Annotated in this window: 16 protein-coding genes; 9 read left to right on the forward strand and 7 right to left on the reverse strand. The window is 70.4% G+C overall.

What is annotated here, in order from left to right:
• Positions 1 to 93: 93 nt before the first annotated feature.
• From AB0M63_RS37290 to AB0M63_RS37310, 5 genes are all read left to right on the forward strand, one after another.
• Entirely contained in the window at positions 94 to 915 is an 822-nt protein-coding gene (locus tag AB0M63_RS37290) for a hypothetical protein (protein WP_366022479.1), read from the forward strand.
• A 125-nt stretch (positions 916 to 1040) separates the two neighbouring features.
• Positions 1041 to 1853: an SAM-dependent methyltransferase gene (locus AB0M63_RS37295; protein ID WP_355920152.1), complete on the forward strand. Its 813-nt coding sequence runs from the start codon at positions 1041 to 1043 to the stop codon at positions 1851 to 1853.
• 40 nt (positions 1854 to 1893) lie between these two features.
• Positions 1894 to 3297, forward strand: coding sequence for a glutamine synthetase family protein (locus AB0M63_RS37300; protein ID WP_366022480.1), 1404 nt, complete (start codon positions 1894 to 1896; stop codon positions 3295 to 3297).
• A gap of 2 nt (positions 3298 to 3299) precedes the next feature.
• On the forward strand, positions 3300 to 4439 hold the full coding sequence (locus tag AB0M63_RS37305; protein ID WP_366022481.1) for an amidohydrolase family protein: 1140 nt from the start codon (positions 3300 to 3302) through the stop codon (positions 4437 to 4439).
• Between the two features lie 24 nt (positions 4440 to 4463).
• A complete protein-coding gene (locus AB0M63_RS37310) occupies positions 4464 to 4991 on the forward strand; it encodes an NUDIX hydrolase family protein (protein ID WP_355920266.1) in 528 nt (175 codons plus the stop codon).
• 10 nt (positions 4992 to 5001) lie between these two features.
• On the opposite strand, the gene AB0M63_RS37315 is transcribed toward AB0M63_RS37310, so the two are convergent.
• From AB0M63_RS37315 to AB0M63_RS37325, 3 genes are all read right to left on the reverse strand, one after another.
• Complete coding sequence (locus AB0M63_RS37315) at positions 5002 to 5343, reverse strand: DUF2218 domain-containing protein (RefSeq protein WP_366022482.1); 342 nt, start codon at positions 5341 to 5343, stop codon at positions 5002 to 5004.
• Positions 5344 to 5480: 137 nt separating this feature from the next.
• On the reverse strand, positions 5481 to 6389 hold the full coding sequence (locus AB0M63_RS37320) for a LacI family DNA-binding transcriptional regulator (protein ID WP_355920140.1): 909 nt from the start codon (positions 6387 to 6389) through the stop codon (positions 5481 to 5483).
• Between the two features lie 144 nt (positions 6390 to 6533).
• Complete coding sequence (locus tag AB0M63_RS37325; RefSeq protein WP_366022483.1) at positions 6534 to 8852, reverse strand: FdhF/YdeP family oxidoreductase; 2319 nt, start codon at positions 8850 to 8852, stop codon at positions 6534 to 6536.
• 174 nt (positions 8853 to 9026) lie between these two features.
• On the opposite strand from AB0M63_RS37325, the gene AB0M63_RS37330 reads away from it, so the two are divergent.
• Complete coding sequence (locus AB0M63_RS37330) at positions 9027 to 9947, forward strand: LysR family transcriptional regulator (protein WP_355920134.1); 921 nt, start codon at positions 9027 to 9029, stop codon at positions 9945 to 9947.
• A 16-nt stretch (positions 9948 to 9963) separates the two neighbouring features.
• Here the strand turns inward: AB0M63_RS37330 and AB0M63_RS37335 are convergent, their stop codons facing one another.
• Positions 9964 to 10785, reverse strand: a complete 822-nt coding sequence (locus AB0M63_RS37335; RefSeq protein ID WP_366022484.1) for a class I SAM-dependent methyltransferase — start codon at positions 10783 to 10785, stop codon at positions 9964 to 9966.
• A 95-nt stretch (positions 10786 to 10880) separates the two neighbouring features.
• Here AB0M63_RS37335 and AB0M63_RS37340 point away from each other — a divergent pair, with 95 nt between their 5' ends.
• Positions 10881 to 11486, forward strand: a complete 606-nt coding sequence (locus AB0M63_RS37340; RefSeq protein ID WP_366022485.1) for a TetR family transcriptional regulator — start codon at positions 10881 to 10883, stop codon at positions 11484 to 11486.
• A gap of 43 nt (positions 11487 to 11529) precedes the next feature.
• Here the strand turns inward: AB0M63_RS37340 and AB0M63_RS37345 are convergent, their stop codons facing one another.
• Complete coding sequence (locus AB0M63_RS37345) at positions 11530 to 13305, reverse strand: tannase/feruloyl esterase family alpha/beta hydrolase (protein ID WP_366022486.1); 1776 nt, start codon at positions 13303 to 13305, stop codon at positions 11530 to 11532.
• Positions 13306 to 13559: 254 nt separating this feature from the next.
• Between AB0M63_RS37345 and AB0M63_RS37350 the strand changes: the two genes are divergently transcribed.
• A complete protein-coding gene (locus tag AB0M63_RS37350; RefSeq protein ID WP_366022487.1) occupies positions 13560 to 15017 on the forward strand; it encodes an MFS transporter in 1458 nt (485 codons plus the stop codon).
• Positions 15018 to 15089: 72 nt separating this feature from the next.
• Here AB0M63_RS37350 and AB0M63_RS37355 read toward each other — a convergent pair whose 3' ends face one another.
• Both AB0M63_RS37355 and AB0M63_RS37360 read right to left on the reverse strand, forming a co-directional pair.
• Positions 15090 to 15701 carry a sarcosine oxidase subunit gamma family protein gene (locus AB0M63_RS37355; RefSeq protein ID WP_366022488.1) on the reverse strand — a complete coding sequence of 204 codons (612 nt, stop codon included), beginning with the start codon at positions 15699 to 15701 and terminating at the stop codon, positions 15090 to 15092.
• A 134-nt stretch (positions 15702 to 15835) separates the two neighbouring features.
• A complete protein-coding gene (locus AB0M63_RS37360; RefSeq protein ID WP_366022656.1) occupies positions 15836 to 16210 on the reverse strand; it encodes a transposase in 375 nt (124 codons plus the stop codon).
• Positions 16211 to 16741: 531 nt separating this feature from the next.
• Between AB0M63_RS37360 and AB0M63_RS37365 the strand changes: the two genes are divergently transcribed.
• Positions 16742 to 20986: an amino acid adenylation domain-containing protein gene (locus AB0M63_RS37365; protein WP_366022489.1), complete on the forward strand. Its 4245-nt coding sequence runs from the start codon at positions 16742 to 16744 to the stop codon at positions 20984 to 20986.
• Positions 20987 to 20991 lie beyond the last annotated feature (5 nt).

Raw genomic sequence — 20991 nt, forward strand, 5'->3', positions numbered from 1 at the left:
CCGTGACTCACCCGAACGGCCCCCTGCGCTGGAGGGCCGGGCGACCCGGTGGTGCGCTGAGGGGACCCGCCGCTCCCCCTGGAGGCCCCCGCCATGCGACCTCGCCCGTCCTCCCGCGCCGTCCGTGTGCTCGCCTCCGCCCTGGCCGTCGGCACGCTGCTGACCTGCGCGGCCTGCTCCGGTGGCGGGGGCAGTGCGGACGTCGCCGCCTCCCCGCTCGCCGCCGAGTCCTCGCTCGCCTCGCCCCACGGGTCGGCCGCGCCCGTCCTCACCGAGGCGGGAGCCAAGGCCGCGTTGATCACCGAGGCCGATCTGGAGGACAACTGGAACCAGGTGAAGAACGCCGCCGACTGGGGCGACGAACTGTCCATCGGCAAGGTCGACGTCGCCGCACTGCTCACCGCGAAGACGAACGCCGCCGACTGCCAGAGACTGCTCGACGCGCTGTACGACGACGATCTGCTCGGCCAGCCGTCCGGCGCGTCCGCGCTGGCCGGATTCGAGCAGCGCGAGTCCCGGCTGCTCTACCAGGTCGCCGCCTACGACCGGGCCCGGCTCGGCGCCTCCCTGAACTGGCTGAAGACCCTGCCGGTGAAGTGCGACCAGTTCACCGCGACCGACTCCAAGGGCGGGCACCGCACGGTCCAGGTGATCGAGAACCCGGTGCCCTCCGTGGGCGACGCCCGCCAGGGTCTCCAGGTGACCGTCACCGGCACCGGCGGCACCGAACCGACCACGCTCACCCTCGAGTTGGCCGTGGTCCGGGTCGGCACCGACGCGATCACCGTCACGTCCGGCGGCCTCGCCGGCACCGAGTCCGACACCACCCAACTCGCCGTCCGGCAGGGCACCGCGCACCTGAAGGACGTACTGGCGGGGAAGACACCGCCCGCCCAACCCGGCAACCAGGACTGACGGTTCGCCCTTCCCGAAGGTGGGCCCGAAGAAGATTCGGCCCGATCCTCGCGAACGCTTGGGCCCGGTGATCACCTGACGGCACAATGGCGGGGACGGCAACGCGGGCGAGAAGGAGCCAGGACGTGAGTGACAGCGACACCCCGGCAGAGGGACCGACCCGGCTCAACACCGGAGTGGCGCACAACGCGCGCGTCTGGAACTACTGGATCGGCGGCAAGGACAACTACGAGATCGACCAGCGGGTCGGCGAGCACGTCGCCGGAATGTTCCCGGTGATCCGTGAAGTGGCCCGCGCCGACCGGGACTTCCTCGGCCGCGCGGTCCGGTACCTCGCCGGAGAGCGCGGGGTACGGCAGTTCCTCGACATCGGCACCGGACTGCCGACCGTCGACAACACGCACGAGATCGCCCAGCGCGTGGCACCCGACGCGCGGATCGTGTACGTCGACAACGACCCGCTGGTGCTGATCCACGCCCGCACCCTGCTGACCAGCACCCGTGAGGGCGTCACCGACTACATCGACGCGGACGTGCACGACCCGGCGTCGATCGTCCAACGGGCCGCGGACACCCTCGACTTCGACCGTCCCATCGCGGTCATGATGCTGGGCATCCTCAACTTCATCCTCGACACCGAGGAGGCCCGGGAGGCGGTACGCAGCGTCATGGCCTCGGTCCCCTCGGGCAGCTTCCTGGTCCTCACGCATCCCACCTTCGACGCCGACCTCGGCGGCGAGGGCAACATCCCGGCCATGGAGTTCTGGAACGAGAACGCCACTCCCCCGATCACCGCCCGCAGCCGCGCGGACGTCGCCGCCTTCTTCGAGGGCCTCGACCTCCTGGACCCCGGCCTGGTGCCGTGCTCCCAGTGGCGCCCGGACTCCGACTCCCCGTCCGCGGTACCGCAGTTCGGAGCGGTCGCCGTGAAACCCTGACGGCGACACCGACCGCCCAGGACGCGACCGTGGAGGACGTATGACCACCCTTGCCGACCCGTTGCCCGGCGGCCGTCCCGGCGAGGTCGAGCGCGCCACCGCGCTGGCCGCGGAGCTGACCGGGCGGGGGGTGCACGGGATCGTCCTGGCCTACGTCGACACCGCGGGCGTGGGCCGGGTGAAGACGGTCCCGACCGCGAGGCTCGCGGCGGCCGGCGCGTGGGGCGTCGGCATGTCCCCGGTCTTCGACACGTTCCTGGCGAACGACTCGATCGTCACCACCGACGTCCTCGGCTCACCGGACGGCGATCTGCGCCTGTACCCCGACCTCGACCACCTGGCCGTGCTCGCCGGACAGCCCGGCTGGGCCTGGGCCCCGGTCGACCGCATCACCCAGGAGGGCGACCGGCACCCCGGATGCAGCCGCACCTTCCTGCGCCACGTCGTCACGGACGCGGAACAGCGGCACGGGCTCACCTTCCGGGCGGCCATCGAGATCGAGTGGGCACTCGGCCTGGACTCGGCGCCCGACGGCGGGTTCGTCCCCGCCACCTCGGGTCCGGCCTACGGCGCCACCCGACAGGTCGAGTTGAGTGACTACGGCGCCGACCTCCTGTCCGCCCTGGCGACACAGGGCGTGGACGTCGACCAGTTCCATCCCGAGTACGCCGCCGGGCAGTTCGAGCTGTCGGTGGGCGCGCTCGACCCGGTGGCGGCGGCCGACCGCAGTGTCCTCGTACGGCAGACCGTCCGCGCGGTCTCCCAACGGCACGGCCTGCGCGCCTCGTTCGCACCGGCCGTCTTCGCGCAAGGGGTCGGCAACGGCGGGCACGTCCACCTCTCGGCCTGGCGCGACGGCACGAACCTGCACACCGGGGGCGAGCGCCGCCACGGCATGACGGCCGACGCCGAGTCCTTCGCCGCCGGTGTCCTCGCCCACCTCCCGGCCCTCACCGCGATCACCGCGCCGAGCCCGGCCAGCTACTTCCGCCTCCAACCCTCCCAGTGGGCAGGGGTGTTCACCGCCTGGGGCCGCGAGACCCGCGAGGCCGCGGTGCGCGTGGTCACCGGTACGGCCGGGCAGCGCGCCCAGGCGGCGAACCTGGAGGTGAAGCCGGTCGACCTGGCCGCCAACCCCTATCTCGCCCTCGGCTGTCTGATCACCGCCGGCCTCGACGGCCTCACCACGTCCGCGACCCTGCCCGAGGAGACCACCGGAGACCCCGCGCACCTCGGCGCACCCGAGGCGAAAGCCCGTGGCGTACGCCGGCTGCCGACCTCCCTGGCCGAGTCCGTCGCGGAGTTCCGGGGGGACGAGCGGCTGCGGGCCGCGCTGGGGACGGTCCTCGCCGACGCCGTCATCGCCGTACGGGAGGGCGAGATCGCGGCCGTGGACGGGCTGGACGACGAGCAGGTGGCGGCGGCGTACCGCTGGAGGTACTGACGGTGGGCGCCGGGCCGGTCCACGAGGCGCTCGCCGCAGTGGAGTTGGTGGACCACCACTGCCACGGAGTCGTCACCGGCGACCTGGACCGGCCCGCCTTCGAGTCGCTGCTCACCGAGGGGGACGTCTGGCCCGGCAGCGGCATCTCACCGTTCGACAGCCCGGTCGGCATCGCCGTACGCCGGTACTGCGCACCCCTGTTGGACCTGGAGCGGCACACGCCCGCCGACCACTACCTCGCCCGGCGCGCCGAGTTGGGGCCGGAGGAGGTCAACCGGCGGTTCCTGGCCGCCGCCCGGACCGGTGTGTTCTGCGTCGACACGGGGTTCGCCCCGCACTCCGTCACCCCGCCCGCCGAACTCGCCGAGGCGGCCGGCGCGGTCGCCCATGAGGTCGTACGACTTGAGGCCGTCGCGGAGTCCGTGGCCGCGCGGGGCGTCGAGGCGGACGGGTACGCCGACGCGTTCCGGGCCGCCGCGCTGGACGCGGTGCGGCGGCCGGGGGTGGTGGGGGTGAAGTCGGTGGCCGCGTACCGGACCGGGTTCGCCCTCGACCCGGCCAGGCCCTCGGCGGAGGAGGTGACACGGGCGGCCCGGGACTGGCTGGCCCGCGGCGGGCGGCTCGAAGACCCGGTGCTGGTACGGGAGTTGCTGTGGACCGCGGTCGACCTGGGTCTCCCCCTCCAACTGCACACGGGCTTCGGCGACAACGACCTCCGTCTGCACCGCACGGACCCCGCCCTGCTCACCGACTGGCTGCACCTGACCTCCGGCACGATCCCGGTGCTGCTGCTGCACTGCTGGCCCTATCAGCGTCAGGCCGGCTACCTGGCCGCCGTCTTCGAGCAGGTGTACCTGGATGTGGGGCTCACCCTGCATCATGTAGGTCCGGTCCGGGCTCGGGCGGTACTGGCGGAGGCACTGGAGATCACACCGTTCCGCAAACTGCTGTACAGCTCCGACGCCTATGGTCTCGCCGAGTTCTACGGGCTCGGCGCGCTGGCGTTCCGCCGGGGTCTGGGGGATCTCCTCCAGGACTGGGTGGACGCCGACGAACTGGGCCTGCCCGACGCGCTGCGACTGGCGCGCTGGGCGGGAGCGGACAATGCCCGCCGGGTCTACCGGCTATCCGACGGACACTGAAAGTATGATCAAGCAATGTCTGACATGACCGACACCACGCCCGGTTGGCTGTCCGCCGACGACCTCGAACAGGCACGCGCGCGCATGCCGATCCTCTACGTCGAGGCGGTTCCCGTCCGCGTCGACGACAGCGGTGAGGTGACCAGCATCGGACTGCTGCTGCGCATCGGCCCGGACGGCACCGTCAGCCGCACCCTCGTCTCCGGGCGCGTGCTCCACCACGAGCGGGTCCGTGACGCCCTGCTGCGTCACCTGGAGAAGGACCTCGGCCCGGTCGCGCTGCCGCGCATCCCGACCTCGCTGCAGCCGTTCACGGTCGCCGAGTACTTCCCGACGCACGGCGTCACCCCGTACCACGACCCCCGGCAGCACGCGGTGTCGCTCGCCTACGTCGTCCCGGTCACCGGTGACTGCCGGCCCCGGCAGGACGCCCTCGACCTCGTCTGGTTCAGCCCGGAGGAGGCGGCCTCGGAGGCGCTGCGCAGCGAGATGCCGGGCGGGCACGGGGTGTTGCTCAAGCAGGCGCTGGCGCACGTGGGCTGCGTGTCCTGACGCGGCGCGCTCAGCCGGTGGCGCCGGGCTCGCCCGTGCCGCGCTGGCTGGTGCCGGGTTCGCCGGTGTCGCGGCGCCACTCGACGACGAGTTCGTCCTTGGTGCCGAAGCGGACCAGATGCCGGCCCACCACGTCCTCCAGCCGGTCGAGGAACTCGGGCTCCGCCTCCACCGCGAGCAGCAGCGCCCCCTCGGTGGCGGTCAGCGATCCTGTGCCGTCCTGGAAGACGAGACGGCCCTCGCCGGTCTCCTCGTCCCAACTGGTCTCGCTGCGGCGGCCCAGGTGCGAGGCGAGCTGCTTGGCGTAGCGCTGCGGTCGGTCGGTGGCGACGCGGGCTTCCGAACGGGACATGGACGGCTCCTGGGTGGCGTGGACGCGGAACGACTCGATGATGCCGGAGAGTCGGCCCCACCGCGCGGATCCGCTACCCGCCGAGTACCGAAACGTATGGATGCCCTACCGGTCGCCTTGATGTGCTGCCCCACGGCTCAGGCCGACCCGCGTTCGATGACCCGCCCCGGCGCCCCGGTGATGCCGCCCGGGTCGAGGCCGAGGGCGACCCGTGCGGCGATGCGGCCGTGGGCCTCGGCGTCGATACGGACGGTGGTGAGCGCGGGGGTGACCAGGGCGCCGTACTCGGTGTCGTCGTAGCCGATGACGGCCACGTCGGAGGGGACGCCCAACCCGAGGTCGAGCAGGGCGGTCACGGTGCGCAGCGCGATGTCGTCGTCGAAGGCGGCGACCGCCGTCACCTCCGGGTGCGCGGCGCGGAACGCCCTGACGGCCTCCGTTCCGGCTTCCCTCAGTCGGGGCACGACGAAGGGCGTCAATGGAGGCAGCCCCAGCCGGTCCGTGGTCGCGCGGGCGAAGCGCAGGCGCAGTTCGGTCAGCGGATAGTCGTGGCCGTGCAGGGCCATCCCCATGTGGGTGTGGCCGCGGTCCGCCAGATACCCGATCTGCAGGGCGGCGTGGGCGGCGAAGCCGGTCCGCCAGTCCTCCTCGTCGGGCTCGTAGCCGCTCAGGTAGGGCTCGGCGAAGCGGAGTACGGCGCGGGGCGCGATGGTGTCCAGGATCTGCTGGGTCGACTGCGGCGCCGAGTGGCCGTGCCTTACGAGCAACACATGGTCGTGCGCGGCGAGTTCGTCGTCCAGGCCGCGGACGTAGCTGCGCGAGTAGTTGCCCTCAAGACCCCACTCGATGTTGAGTACGACGATCCGCGAGGAGCCTTCCCGCAGGGCTCGCGCGATCCCGTGCGGGACGTAGCCGAGATCGCGGGCCGCGCCCTTGACCCGCTCGCGCGTCGCCGCCGAGATCGTCTGGTTCGGATCGTCGTTCAGGACGAAACTCACGGTGGCCCGCGACACCCCGCTCGCCGAGGCGACATCGTTCAGCGTCACCCGCCGCGACCCGCCCATCACCGTTCCCCGCATCCGACTGCCGTACTTCTGCCGAAACCTCGCATGTCCGCACCCTAATCCAGGGGGCGCGCCTTCGTTCCGCGAGATCACCGCGGGATTCACGTGATCACCGGCGGGCACGCCTCACACTGGCACAGGTCCTCGGGACACGTTTTCGGAGACCCGCTCCAGCCGGACCACGACGCTCTTGGAGGTGGGGGTGTTGCTGATGTCGGCGACGCTGTCGAGGGGCACCAGTACGTTGGTCTCCGGGTAGTAGGCGGCCGCGGAGCCCGGTGGGGTGGAGTAGGCGACGACCCGGAAGGCCTCGGCCCGGCGTTCCACGCCGTCCTGCCAGACGCTGACCAGGTCGACCAGGTCGCGGTCGGCGAGGCCCAACTCCCTTAGGTCTGAAGGGTGGACGAGGACGACGCGGCGGCCGCCCTTGATGCCCCGGTAGCGGTCGTCCATCGCGTAGGGGATGGTGTTCCACTGGTCGTGGGAGCGCAGGGTCTGCAGGATCAGGTGACCCTTCGGCGCCCGGAGCATGGTGAAGTCGTTCCGGGTGAACACGGCTTTGCCGCTGGGGGTGTTGAACTTCATCTGGTTCACCGGGTTGGGCAGCCGGAAGCCGCCCGGCTGCCGTACCCGGGTGTTGAAGTCGTCGAAGCCGGGCACCACGCGGGCGATCCGCTCGCGCACGGTGTCGTAGTCGGCCTCGAACTCCGCCCAGGGGATGGAGGGTTGGTCGCCGAGGACCAGCCGGGCGAGGCGGCTGATGATGGAGACCTCGCTGAGCAGCCGGTCCGAGGCGGGGGCGAGCCGGCCCCGGGTGGTGTGCACCTCGCTCATCGAGTCCTCGACCGTCATGAACTGCTCGCCGCCCGCCTGGACATCACGGTCGCTGCGGCCCAACGTCGGCAGGATCAGGGCGGTTTCGCCGCAGACGGCGTGGGAGCGGTTGAGCTTGGTGGAGATGTGCGCGGTCAACCGGCAGGTGCGCATGGCCCGTTCGGTGGCGTCACTGTCGGGGGTGGCGCGGACGAAGTTGCCCGCGACTCCGAGGAAGAGCTTCGCGCGGCCGTCCCGCATGGCCCGGATGGAGTCGACCGAGTCCAGGCCGTGCTTCGTGGGCGGGGTGAAGCCGAACTCCCCTTCCAGTGCGTCCAGGAAGGCCTGCGGCACCCGCTCCCAGATGCCCATGGTGCGGTCGCCCTGCACGTTGCTGTGACCGCGCACCGGACACACCCCGGCGCCCGGACGGCCGATGTTGCCGCGCAGCAGAAGGAAGTTGACCACCTCGCGGATGGTCGGCACGCCGTGCTTGTGCTGGGTCAGTCCCATCGCCCAGCACACGATGATCTTCTTGCTGCCGAGCACCCGCGCGTGGACCTCCTCGATCTCCTCGCGGCTCAGCCCGGTCGCGTCGAGTACGTCGGCCCAGTCGGTCTTGCGGGCGTGTGCGGCGAAGTCGTCGAAGCCGGTGGTGTGCGCGGCGATGAACTCCCGGTCCAGGACCGTACCGGGGTGTTCGTCCTCGGCTTCGAGCAACAGCAGGTTCAGCGCCTGGAACAGGGCGAGGTCGCCGCCGGGCCGGATCTGCAGGAACTGGTCCGCGATGGCCGTGCCCCGCCCGATCACTCCGCGCGCCTTCTGCGGGTGCTTGAACCTCAACAGCCCTGCCTCGGGCAGCGGGTTGACGGCGACGACCTTCCCGCCGCGCAGCTTGGTCTCCTCCAGGGCGGACAGCATGCGCGGGTGGTTGGTGCCCGGGTTCTGCCCTACGACGAACACCAGATCGGCGTCGTAGATGTCGTCCAGGCTGACGCTGCCCTTGCCGATGCCGAGGGTCTCGTTCAGGGCCGAACCGCTCGACTCGTGGCACATGTTGGAGCAGTCGGGCAGGTTGTTGGTGCCGAGGGCGCGGGCGAACAACTGGAGCAGGAAGGCGGGTTCGTTGGCGAGCCGGCCCGAGGTGTAGAAGAGGGCCTCGTCGGGGCTGTCCAGGGCGCGGAGTTCGGCGGCGAGGAGGCCGAGGGCCTCGTCCCAGCCGATCGGCTCGTAGTGGTCGGCGCCGGGGCGCTTGACCATGGGTTCGGTGAGCCGGCCCTGCTGGTTGAGCCAGTAGTCCGAGGCGGCGCCCAGTTCGGCGATGGTGTGCTGGCGGAAGAAGTCGGCGGTGATCCGGCGCGAGGTGGCCTCGTCGGCGATGTGCTTGGCGCCGTTCTCGCAGTACTCGTTCTTGTGCCGCTTGCCCGGCGCGGGCTCCGGCCAGGCGCAACCCGGGCAGTCGAAGCCCTTGGTCTGGTTGATGTTGAGCAGGGTCAGGGCGGTGCGGCGCACGGTGGTCTGGCCGAGGGCGTACTGCAGGGCGTGGGCGACGGCCGGTGCTCCGGTCGCCCAGGTCTTGGGAGCTGTGACGGACAGGTTTTCCTCGCCCGGATCCTCGATGCCGCCGCCCATCACAACCGCCGTGCCTCTCGTCCGCTCATCGACCGCGCGCGGGCTGATGCCCTGCTCTCCGCACTCTCCTTCGCCGGGTGATCACGGTCAAACACACAGATGTGATCACGTGATAGGCGGCACCTATCAGCGGGTCGTGCGGGCGTCGGCGCCCGCACGAGGTAGACCTGTGGCGTGCTGCTTCGCCAACTCGAATACCTGGTCACCCTCGCGCGCGTACGCCACTTCGCCCGCGCGGCGCAGGAGTGCTATGTCTCACAGCCCGCCCTCTCCGAGGCCATCCGCAAGCTGGAGGAGGAACTGGACGTGCCGCTGGTGCGGCGGGGGCGCAGGTTCGAGGGGCTCACACCGGAGGGTGAGCGCATCGTCGTATGGGCGCAGCGCATTCTCGCCGACCGCGACGCGATGACGGAGGAAGTGCGGGCGCTGCGCGGCGGGTTGAGCGGTCGGCTGCGCATCGGATCCGTGCCGACCGCCTCGACGGCGGTGTCCCTGCTGACCGAGCCGTTCTGCACGGAGAACCCCCTCGCGACCGTGCAGGTGCTCGCCGATCTGCGGGCGGAGGACATCGTCGAGAAGCTCAAGGCGTACGAACTCGACGCGGCGATCACCTACTTCAGCGCCTCCGCCGCCCGCCGGTTCCGGTTCATCGCCCTCTACCGGGAGCGGTACGTCCTGCTGACACGGACACCGCCCGACGCCGGGCAGCCGGCCGAGGCGTCCTGGGCGGAGGCGGCCCAGCAGCCCCTGTGTCTGCTGCATCCGATGATGCAGGGCCGTCGCGTACTGGACGCCGTCTTCGAGGAGGTGGGCGCCCCGGCCCGGCCGCGCGTCGAGACCGACTCGATCGCGTCCTTGTTCGCGCATGTGCGGACGGGCCGCTGGGCGAGCGTCGTCCCCCACGCCTGGCTGCATGTCTTCGGCGTACCCGCCGGCATGCGGGCGGTGCCGCTGGTGAATCCAGTCCGCACGGAACGCATCGGCCTCCTGCTGCCCCGCCGCGAGCCGGTCTCCGTGACGGGGCAGGCGCTGGTCGAGATCGCGGCGCGGGTGGATGTGGCCGGTACGTTGGAGCGGGTTCCGGGGCGGATGTGAGAGCGGCCGGCCGCCGTCACCCGGTCCGCGTAGCGGTGACCGCCACCGTGGCGTAGCGCATCGTGAAGCTGCCGCCGGCCTTGTCCACGGCCGCCCCGACATCCTCCAGGAGCGGCTCCAGTTTCTCGCGTGGGAGCCGGGTCAGCAGGCCGACGGTGGGCAGTTGGTCCAGCCACGCGTCCCGGTCGTAGGTCCGCTCCCAGTCGAACCGCCACTCCTCCGACTCGCCGAACCCGCCCGCCGTACGGAACCCGTCGGCGGCCTTGGTGAGCATCCCCGCGTAGGTGGCCTCGGGCGGCCCGGACAGGCTCCCGAGGTTGATCGGTATCTCGGGCACCACTCGTGCGAAGACCTCGGCGAAGGCTTCCGCGATGTCGGGCGGGAGTTGGAGGACGTGCCAGAACGCGGCCAGTCGTCCGCCGGGGCGCAGTACCTGTGCGGCCTTGGCGGCGCCCGCGACCGGGTCGATCCAGTGCCAGGCTTGGGCGGCGACCACCGCGTCGAACGCCCGGCCGGCCGGGTCCCAGGTCTCCAAGGTCGACACCTCGACCTCGACGCCGAGCCGTCGCGCCACCTCGGCCATCCGCGCGTCGGGTTCGACGCCGAGCACCCGGCAGCCGGCCTGCTGGAACTGCCGTGCCGCGATGCCTGTTCCGCAGCCGGCGTCGAGGACGTCGGGCCCGGGGCTTTCGTCGACGATCCGGTCGATCAGGGCGCCGGGGTAGCCGGGCCGGGCACGCTCGTAGCGTTCGGCGTCCGTGCCGAACGACTCCGCGATCTGCCGCGCCCGGTGCGAGTCCTGCACGCTGAGCCGCTGTTCAGGGGTGGGAGTGGGCATGCGCCCACCATAGTGGGCACACGCCCACTCGTCTACGGTGGGGCACGCGTCCACCTGCCGGGGCACGGCAGGGCGCGGAAGGAAGGTCGCACGGTATGCCGACAGGGGTGGCCCTGCGTGATCCGCGTGAGCAGTTGTTCGACGCCGCCGAGCGGATCCTGCTCCGGGACGGGCCGAGCGCGCTGACCAGTCGGGCGGTGACCACGGAGGCGGGCTGCGCCAAGGGCGTCCTGCACCGGCACTTCGCCGACTTCGACGCCTTCCTCGCCGACCTCGTCCTGGACCGCATCGGCCGGCTCGACGCCCAGTCCACCGCCCTGCGCGAGGCAGCCGGGACCGGCACCGTCGCCGACAACCTCACCGGCGCGCTGTCGGATCTGTTCGGTCCGGTCGCGGTGGCGATCGTCGGCCTGGTCATCTCCCGGGACGCCCTGCGCGCCCGGCTGCGCCGCACCACGCCGACCGGCATCCCCCTGCTGACGGAAGGCACCGCGATGTTCGCGTCGTACCTCTCGGCGGAACGCGACCTCGGCCGTATCGCACCGGACGCCGACATCGACACCCTCGCCCGCACCCTGATCGGAGCGGGGCACCTCCTGGCCGCCGGTCAGGACAACAGCCCGCCGGAGACGGAGGCGCTGCGCAGGGTGGCGACGACGGTGACGGGCGGGGTCGTCACAACGACGCGGCCCCCGGCGTAGAGCCGGGGGCCGCGAGGTCAATCAGCGGACTGCCTGGGGCAGTTCAGTTCTTTCCCTTGGTGACGACCCACTGGCGGCCGACCCAGTTGCCGACCGTCTCGTAGCCGGAGCGGAAGGAGCCGAGCCAGTTGAGCTTGAGGCCGGCCTCGGCGGTGGACTTGACGGGGGTGTAGCTGCTCGCGTCGGTGGCCGAGCCGCCGGTGGTGTTCTTGGCGTAGTACGGGAAGGGGTAGACCGGGCGGGTCGCGGTGGTGGTGCCGCTGCTGTCGACCGACTTGGTCGTGAGGCTGTCGGGGGCCGTGCCCTTGGTGACCCAGTCGGTGATCGCGGTCAGCGCGTCGAAGGTGTCCGGGCCCTGGCCGCCGCCGCAGTGCGCGACGCCGGGGAGCAGGAAGAGCCGGGCGAAGGTCTTGGTGGCCGCCTCGCCGCCCATGACCTTCTCAACCGCCTTGTAGTAGGCCATCGTTCCCACGGCAGGGATGTGCTGGTCGCCCAGGCCGTGCCAGAGGATGAGCTTGCCGCCGGCCTTCTTGAACGCGGTGAGGTCGGGGTCGGTGGCGTCGTACATGCCCTCGTTGGGCCGCATGACCTTCTTGTAGTAGGCGGCCGTGAACTTGATGTCCTTGTACGTCAGGGCCGGTTGGGGGCTGTCGAAGATCTGGTAGCGCAGGGTCTCGCGGACGAAGCTGATGTCACCGGAGTTGGCGGTGGCGGTGGCCGGGGTGATGATGCCGGCCCAGTTCAGCTCGGAGCCGCGCAACTGGTAGCCCGGGTAGAGGAGTTGGCCGTGCTCGTCGGTGGGTCCGGCGTAGATGCGGCGCAGGGTGGTGACCTGGTCGGCGGTCAGGCAGTAGGCGTCGGACGTCGAGGTCTGCCCGGTCTCGCACTGGATGGTGCCGGGGTCCCAGGTGCAGCTCAGCGGGTCGGCGATGATGCCGTCGGCGGGGGCGTCGCAGCCCTTGAGCACGGCCTTGTGGAGGTCGGCGAGGTCGGCGTTGGTGATGGTGGCCGGGCCGCCGTTCAGGTACACCGACTGGGCGGTCCAGGCGTGCGAGAAGGTGTTCAGCGCGGTGAAGTTGTTGGCCGGGGCGCCGGCGATGATGCCGTCGAAGTCGGTCGGGTAGCGCTGGGCCTCGGTCAGGGCCTGGTGGCCGCCCTGGGAGCAGCCGTCGAAGTAGGAGTGCGTGGCCGCCTGGCCGTAGTACTTCTCGATGATGGCCTTGGACGCCTGGACCAGCTCGTGGTCGGACTTGTAGCCGAAGTCGGCGCTCAGGGTCGGGTCGGTGGAGAAGAGGCCGCCGCCCTGGTAGTGGCCCTCGTCGCTGGAGGCCACGGCGAAGGCACCGGTGGTCAGCGGGACGCAGCCGGTGGAGGCGGGCGCGTTGGTCACGTTGGTGTTGCCGCACAGGCCGCCGCAGCCGACCTGGAGGTAGTTGGCCTGCCAGCCGGTCTCGGGCAGCTTGATCTCGAAGTGGAGCTGCGGGGCGATGACGCCCTTGACGTCACAGGCGGCCCAGTTGCCAAGGGTGTTGGCGCTCGCCGTGAGCTCGGTGGCCGAGGTGATCTCGAAGGGCACGCCGGGGACGGCGGCGGCCAGGTCGAGTTGGGCGATGCCGGAGCAGGACATGGCAGGTGCGATGCCGGAGGTCGTGGTGGCCGCCGAAACGGCGTCGGCAGAGGCCGAGTTGGCCGTCTGCGCACTGCCGGTCGCACTGTTGGCCAGCGCCACGCTCGCACCCGTCACCAGCGCGAGGGCTGCCGCGAGGGTGGTGATGAAGGTGGCTGAATTCCACCGACACCTTCTGAACAGCTTGGGCATGCCGGGTACTCCGTTCGATCGCCGATTGGGGACGTGCGAGGGGCACGGCGAGGAACGTAACCCTCCGACAATCCGCAGGCAATAGCGTCGACCAGATTGTTGACGATTTTGTCGAAGACGCAGGCCATATCACCGGCGGACCTATTTCTGCGCGAACCATTGATTGTACCGACCGTTAGGTCTAATTTATCGCCAGCCTCAGCCCGGCCCGGAGCCGCCCTCCAGGCCGCCGCTCACCCATGGAAGGCCGCACCATGTCCCAGACCCAGACCAGTCCCCCGTCGGCAGACGAGAGACCAACCTCCACCGCCCGCAACGTCCTCATCGTCGTCGCGCTCGTGTGGACCGTCCAACTGGTCTCGCTCGTCGCCGCGTTGTCCGGCATCGCGCAGGCCGACATCGCGATCCACTTCAGGACGACCGAGATCGCCTGGTTCACCCTGATGACCCTGCTGACCGGGACCTTCTTCCTGCCCTTCGTGGTCAAGGCGGCGGCCATCTTCGGCAAGAAGCGCGTACTTCTGGTCGCCACCGGGCTCGGCTTCGCCGGCGACCTGCTCGCCGCCGTCGCCACCGACTACCGCACCCTGCTGATCGGCCGCGGCATCGCGGGCATCTACGCCGCGACCGCCCCGCTCGCCTACGCCATCACCCGTGACGTCTTCCCGCGCCGCTGGGTCGGACTGGCCAGCGGCGTCCTGGCCGGCGGCGTCGGCCTGGTCGCCTTCGGCGGCCCGTTCCTGTCCGGCTGGCTGCTCGACGACTACGGCTTCCGCGGCGTGCTGTGGTTCATGGCCATCAGTACGGCCGTCAGCTTCCTGCTGGTGGCGGTGTTCGTGCCGGAGAGCCCGATCCGCGCGGCGGCCGGCCGTATGGACTGGATCGGCGGACTCCTCCTGGGCGGCGGCGTCACGGCGATCGTCTACGCGGTCGGCCAGGGCTCCCACTGGGGCTGGGGCAGCGGCAGGTTCGTCGCCTGGGTCGTCGGCGCGGCGGTCGCGCTGGTCGTCTTCGTTCTCGTCGAGCGCCGGGTCGCCGAGCCGCTCTTCCCGCTGTCCATGACCCGCCGCCGTCCGGTGTGGACCGTCCTGCTGGCCACCTCGATCGCGGCGGGCTCGCTCAGCGCCGTGGGCGTGGTGCTGCAACTGCTGATCCTGATGCCGAACATCCCCACCATCTCCGAAGGCCTCGGCTGGTCCGGCACCCACAACGCCCTCGTCACCAGCCCGATCAGCGCCATGATCATCGTGGGCGCGGTCGGCACCGGCCTGCTCGCCCGCCGGGTGGACGCCCGCATCCTGCTGGCCACCGGTTCCGCGCTCACGGCGATCGGCTACGGCATCGGCACACACCTGCACCACAACGCCCCGCAGATCATCGAGATGGGTGTGATCGCGGGACTCGGCACGGGCATCGTGGTCGCCGTCGTCCCCATCATGATCATCGAGGTGGTCAGCCCCGAGGAACAGGCGCTGGCCAACGGCGTCCAGACCCTCGGCCAGGGCGTCGCCCAGATCGTCGTCTCGCAGTTGGCCTTCGTCGTGATGGCCCAGCACGGAGCGGTCCTCAAGGGCACCCAGTTCTACCTCGACAAGGGTTTCACCAACGGGCTCTGGCTGGTGGTCGGTTGCGTCACCGCGGGCGCGCTCCTCGTCGCTCTCATCCCCAGGAGCAAGCGCCTCGACGAGGCGGAGGTCGGGCAGGCCGCCTGAGGCCGTGAACACCGAACACGCAGAAGGCCGTTCTCCCGGTGACGGGCGAACGGCCTTCGGCATGCGGCCCGTTCAGTCGTGCCGCACGTACTCCGTCGCCGCGTCCAGCAGCCAGTCCGTCATATACCTGGCGAAGGACGAGCGGACCAACACCCAGACTCCGGCGCCCAGTTGGTCCCGGGCGACCAGCACGACCTGGGCGCGGGCCAGGGTGGTCCGGGCACAGCGTCCGGGGCCGAAGGCACGCGGGTGCAGGTCCAGGGCGCAGCCGTGGGCGAGCAGGTCGCGGGCCCGGGCGCCCGAGACGACAAGGGTGGTGCGCTGCGCCGAGACATCGGTGACGGCCACGAACTCGTCCCCGCTCGCCTCCCGGATCCGGCGCTCCAACTCCCCCTGGCTGTCCGGCGGCCCCACGAGCAGCCATTCGTCGGGTCCCAGCCACAATGCAGTCAACTCCCCGGACCGCTCAAAGGTGTTGGGCTCAAGCGGCACGGACAGACCAAGCGCCAGTCCTACGGCGTCCGCCGCCGCGCCCTTCGGGTCGAGTCGGATGTTCACCCGGGCCAGGAAGGGGACTTCGGCCAGCCGGACCGCTCCGCCGGAGGAGCGGGTCGCCGCGGCCATCCGCTCCGCGGCACCGGCAAGGGGGCTGCGGCGGGGCACGGAAAGGGCGGTGTCAGCCATCGCGGCGGGCTCCCTCGGGGTCGTAGAGGACGGGACTTGCGACGGTCACCGGGACCAACCGGTCGCCCACGGGGGCGGCGGGCTCGTACAGTCGCGCAGGTGCGGGTGGAGCGGGTCGCTGCGGCTTCGGCGGATCAGGAGGAAGTGGGCGAATCCGTCGGTGGGCTCGTCGTCCTTGACGTCGACTTCGAACAGGTCCCAGTCGCAGAAGCGTTGGCCCTTTGCACCCTCGCCGCACGACCGTTGTTCCCACTGCTCGAGGCTGGTGCGGGTGAGGAGGCCGTCGGCCCGCGCTGTTCCCGCAGGTGGTGACGGACCGTGGTGTACTGCCCGTAGCCGCCGTCCGCCGCGACCCGCCCGAACGGCTCCCGCGCGGCGATCGCCTCACCGATCAGCTCAGCGGCCTGGGCGGGCTCGGTCGCGAAGGCGACCTCGTCGGGAACGCCCGCCTGACGGCAGCGTTCCGTATCCGACGTCCAGCGTTCGGGGAGGTGGAGACGGTGCCCGATGAAGGCGTGCCCGCGCGCGGGTCCAGCCGTCGGACAGCAAGCCCGCGATCAGATCACGGAAGATCACCCGCGGCTCGGGCTGCGCGAACAGGCTGGCGACCGAGTCCGTGAACGACGTCAACTCCGCGTCCAGCGACGCGATTTCACTAGTCGGCGCATCCGGCATCATGACGACTCAACGCACGTGACCGCCAACCGTTACAAGATCCGCAGCTCTAGTACAGATGGCGATAAATCCCTCCCGAAACGGGACTCCTGACCTTGATCAGCAATATTCATCCAGTGTTGACACATGGGAGTCCCGTTGCTCTGTGCACTGTATTTGACATGCAGTTATGCCAGTTTCACGCAACGGCATCGACATCCCGACCGGGCGGTTTTGCCGATGCGGTTGGATTTCGCGCCCTAGTGGTGCGTGATTGGCGAAGGTACGCTCCCGGCGGGTGATCCTCTGGGGGCCATCTTCCCCCGCAGCGGATCGAGGGCCCCTCTGTAGCTGAATCCTGGTCAACACGAATGGAGGCCCCATCTGTGGGCGTTTCGCGGACGACATTACCGGCTATGTTCGAGTTATGCGCCGATGCCTGTCCTGACGCCGTGGCGCTGGTCGCGGGGAACCACACATATACGTATGCCGAGTTGAATTCCGGCGCCAATCGACTGGCCCGATCCCTGGTCTCGCGCGGTATCGGCCCCGAGGACTTCGTGGCTATCGCGCTGCCGAGGACCGTGGAGATGGTCGTCGCCCTCCTCGCGGTGCTCAAGGCGGGGGCCGCGTACTTCGCGATCGATCCCCAACAGCCTGCTGAGCGGGTCGCGTTCATGGCCGAGGAGGTGCGTCCGAAACTGGTGTTGACCACGACCGGGTCGCGCCCACTCGGCCTGGAAGACGCCCATTTCCCGGCCATGACGCTCGACGATCTGTCGCTGTTCGCGGACAGCGACGAGTGGGCCGATGGTGACGTGACGGATGACGAGCGCATCGCGCCGCTCGACTCCTCCCACCCGATTTACGTGATCTACACCTCTGGCTCGACCGGCCGGCCCAAGGGGGTCGTGGTCACCCATGGCAACCTGGTCAATCTGCTGACCGACCTGGGTGAGCGGTTCGGCCTGACGTCCGACGACCGGATGCTGGCCACCTCGGTGCTGGGCTTCGACATGTCCGGCGTGGAGTTCTTCCTGCCGCTGGTGCGGGGGGCCGGCCTGGTGCTCGCGCCCTCGGGCGCCAACCGCGAGCCGGCGACCGTGGCCGAGCTGCTGGGGCAGGGCGTGACCATCGCGCAGGGCACGCCAACCTGGTGGGGCATGCTGGTCGAGCAGATCCCGGACAGCCTGCGTGGCCTGCGGATGCTGGTCGGCGGTGAGGCGCTGCCCTCGACCGTCGCCACCGCGATGCTCAAGCTCGGCCGAGAGGTGGTGAATCTGTACGGCCCGACCGAGACCACCGTGTGGTCGACCATCGCGCCGTTGAGCGAGATCACCGGCCCGCCGCCGATCGGGCGGCCGCTCGCCAACACCGAGGTCTATGTGCTCGGTCCCGGCATGGAGCCGACGCCGCCGGGTGAGGTCGGTGAGCTGTACATCGCCGGAGCCGGGGTCGCGCGTGGCTATCTGAACCGGCCGGCCCTCACGGACGAGCGCTTCGTCGTCAACCCGTTCGACCCGGCCGGGGCGCGGATGTACCGCACGGGTGACCTGGTGCGCTGGTCCGCCGACGGCGACCTCGAATTCGTCGACCGAGCCGACCGGCAGGTCAAGGTCCGTGGCCACCGAGTCGAACTGGGCGAGATCGAAAAGGTCGCGGTCACGCACCCGTTGGTCAGCCAGGTGGCGGTCGAGCTGCGCGAGGACCAGCCCGGTGACCAGCGGCTGGTGGCCTATGTGGTGGCGGCCTCCCAGGCGGAGTCCGAAGAGGCGTCGCGGGAGAAGATCGACGAGTGGCAGCAGGTGTACGACTCGGTCTACACCGAGACCGACACCGAACGGCCGCCGCTGGGCATGGACTTCGGGGTCTGGAAGAGCAGCTACGACGGCCGTCTGCTGCCCATCGAGCACCTCCGGGAGATCCAGGACGACACCGCGACCCGGCTGCGGGCGCTGGGGGCGCGCAGGGTCCTGGACATCGGGGTGGGCGCCGGTCTGACGCTGGCCCGGGTGGCGCCGCACTGTGAGGCGTACTGGGGCACGGATCTCTCCGCCCCGGTCATCGACAACATCAGGGCCCAGTGCGACAGGGACCCCGCGCTGGCCGACAAGGTCGAGCTGCGGTGCCAGCCGGCGGACGACCTCGACGGCCTGCCCGAGGACTTCTTCGACCTGGTCGTCATCAACTCGGTGATCCAGCACTTCCCCACGGTCGACTACCTCGTGCGGGTCCTGACGAACGCGATGGACCTGATCCGCCCCGGCGGCTGTGTCGTCGTCGGGGACGTACGCCATCTCGGTCTGCTACGGAGTCTGAAGACCGCGATCCACCTCCACCGTGCCGACGAGCAGTTGGCTGCCGCCGAGGTGCGGCGCGACGTCGATCACGCGCTGGCGCTGGAAAAAGACCTGATGATGCCCCCGGAGTTCTATCTCGCGCTCGCCGACAAGATGGACTCCGTGGCCGCTGTGGACATGCGTCTCAAACCCGGCCGGTATCACAACGAGTTCACCCGGTACCGCTACGACGTCGTGCTGCACAAGAAGTCGGACGGGGCCGAGCCCGCGGCCGGGACCCTGGGTGAGCTGCCCGTCCTTCGGTGGGGGCAGGACATCGCCGAGCTGGACCAGCTGGCCGGTCACCTGGACGATTCGGCGAAGGCGCCGGTCCGCCTCTCGGCAGTTCCGAACGCCCGTATTGCCAACGAGACCGCCGCCTCCGACCTGCTCGTCGAGGGCGCGGACATCGGCACGGTGCTCTCCGAACTGCGCGGCCCGATCCACGGTGTCGACCCCGAGGAACTCCGCGTCCTGGCCGAGCGGCTGGGCTATCAGGCCATCTTCACCTGGTCGGGGTCCGGGGACGGCAGCTTCGACTGCGTCCTGGTCGCCGCGGACGGGCCGGACTTCCCGGTGCTGTCCGACCTCTACCGGCCCGTGGCAGAGGTGAAGGCGCCACTGGCCTCGTACGCCAACGAGCCGATGCGGGCCGTCGCGGCCGACCTGCCGGCCGCCTCGTTGCGGGCACACCTGGCCAAGACGCTGCCGGAATACATGATTCCCACGGCCTTCGTGCGACTGGAAGCACTGCCGTTCAACTCGAACGGGAAGCTCGACCGCGCGGCGCTGCCGGCACCGCGACGGGCGAGCGCCTCATCGGGTCGCGCGCCGGGCAACTCCATGGAAAAGACGCTGTGTGAGCTCTTCAGCCAGGTGCTCGGGGTGCCGGAAGTCGGGGTCGACGACAGCTTCTTCGAGTTCGGCAACAGCATCCTCGCGGTCCGGCTGGCAAGCCAGATAAAGGAGCGGCTCGGCGTCGGCGTACCGGTGCACGAGATATTCGCCCGGCCGACCGCGGCTGCGCTCGCGGACCTGCTCATCAGCCCGGACTCCGGCGAAGAATTCGACGACGCGGTGGATCTCGTCGAGGAAGCCTTCCTCGACCCGGCCATTTCGACCGCGGGAAGTGAGCCGCTGGACCGGGACCTGGTCCGTACGCCGCGCAAGGTCCTGTTGACCGGTGCGACCGGCTTCGTCGGGTCCTTCGTCCTCAGAGAAATTCTCGACAGCACCGACGCCCAGGTCTACTGCCTGGTGCGGGCCCGAGCGGACACCGAGGCGGCGGGCCGCGTTCTGGACAGCCTGCGCGGCTACGGTCTGGCGGACGGCGTGGACTCCGGCCGGATCACGGCGATCGCCGCCGACCTGGAAAAGCCCCTGTGCGGGCTGTCGGAGCCGCAGTTCGACCTGCTGGCCGAGCAGATCGACCTCATTTTCCACAATGGGGCCCGGGTCAATCTGGTCGATGCCTACGACCGGCTCAAGGCGGCCAACGTCGGGGGCACTCGGGAAATGCTGCGGCTGGCCGCGAGCAAGCGGGTCAAGCCGCTGCACTACGTCTCCGCGACGAGCGCGCTGATCGCGACCAAGGACAATCCGGAGCCGCTGGCCGAGGACCGGCGGGTCGACCCGGAGCTGATGCCCGCCGAGGGCTATGCGCGCACCAAGTGGGTGGCCGAGGAAATGCTCCGCATCGCTCGTGTGCGCGGCATTCCCTCCGCGGTGTACCGGCCCGCGCAGATCGGTGGCCACACGGCCACCGGTGCCGTGGGAGTCAACGACGGCCTGTGGCACTACATCCGGGCATGTGTGGAGATCGGGGCCGTGCCGCACGCCGGTGAGGGCTGGACCGAGGTGAACATGGTGCCGGTCGACCACGTCGCCAAGGCCTACGTGCGCCTCGCGCTGGACCCCGAGTCGATCGGCGGCGAGTTCAACCTGACCAATCCGCAGATGGTCAAGATCCACGCGATCATCGACCGGGTCCGCGCCGTCGGCCACCGCATCGAGGCCGTGCCTCACGAGGACTGGATGCGTCGGCTCCAGCGGCACGCGGACGCCGGCGCCGAGGACCAAAGGAGCTCGGTGCGGGCAACCCTTGTCCTGGTCAGCGCGGGGGTGGATTCGCTGGAGCTCGATGACCACGGTTACGACCGGACCAACACCACGCGCGCTCTCGCCGAATCGGGCATCGACTGCCCCGAATTCGATGGCCCCCTTCTCGACCGGTACATCCAGTACCTCGTCGGTTCCGGTTTCCTGCCCGCGTTGAACGGACGCCTGGGCTGAACTCC

It is taken from the genome of Streptomyces sp. NPDC051576 (assembly GCF_040681835.1).
Classification (GTDB): domain Bacteria; phylum Actinomycetota; class Actinomycetes; order Streptomycetales; family Streptomycetaceae; genus Streptomyces.

Bases quoted from the DNA above. Each gene is read 5' to 3' on its own strand.
- AB0M63_RS37300 (WP_366022480.1), top strand. From the start codon at position 1,894: ATGACCACCCTTGCCGACCCGTTGCCCGGCGGCCGTCCCGGCGAGGTC.
- AB0M63_RS37325 (WP_366022483.1), bottom strand. From the start codon at position 8,852: ATGGGCGGCGGCATCGAGGATCCGGGCGAGGAAAACCTGTCCGTCACA.
- AB0M63_RS37335 (WP_366022484.1), bottom strand. From the start codon at position 10,785: ATGCCCACTCCCACCCCTGAACAGCGGCTCAGCGTGCAGGACTCGCAC.
- AB0M63_RS37290 (WP_366022479.1), top strand. From the start codon at position 94: ATGCGACCTCGCCCGTCCTCCCGCGCCGTCCGTGTGCTCGCCTCCGCC.
- AB0M63_RS37345 (WP_366022486.1), bottom strand. From the start codon at position 13,305: ATGCCCAAGCTGTTCAGAAGGTGTCGGTGGAATTCAGCCACCTTCATC.
- AB0M63_RS37310 (WP_355920266.1), top strand. From the start codon at position 4,464: ATGACCGACACCACGCCCGGTTGGCTGTCCGCCGACGACCTCGAACAG.
- AB0M63_RS37350 (WP_366022487.1), top strand. From the start codon at position 13,560: ATGTCCCAGACCCAGACCAGTCCCCCGTCGGCAGACGAGAGACCAACC.
- AB0M63_RS37340 (WP_366022485.1), top strand. From the start codon at position 10,881: ATGCCGACAGGGGTGGCCCTGCGTGATCCGCGTGAGCAGTTGTTCGAC.
- AB0M63_RS37315 (WP_366022482.1), bottom strand. From the start codon at position 5,343: ATGTCCCGTTCGGAAGCCCGCGTCGCCACCGACCGACCGCAGCGCTAC.
- AB0M63_RS37355 (WP_366022488.1), bottom strand. From the start codon at position 15,701: ATGGCTGACACCGCCCTTTCCGTGCCCCGCCGCAGCCCCCTTGCCGGT.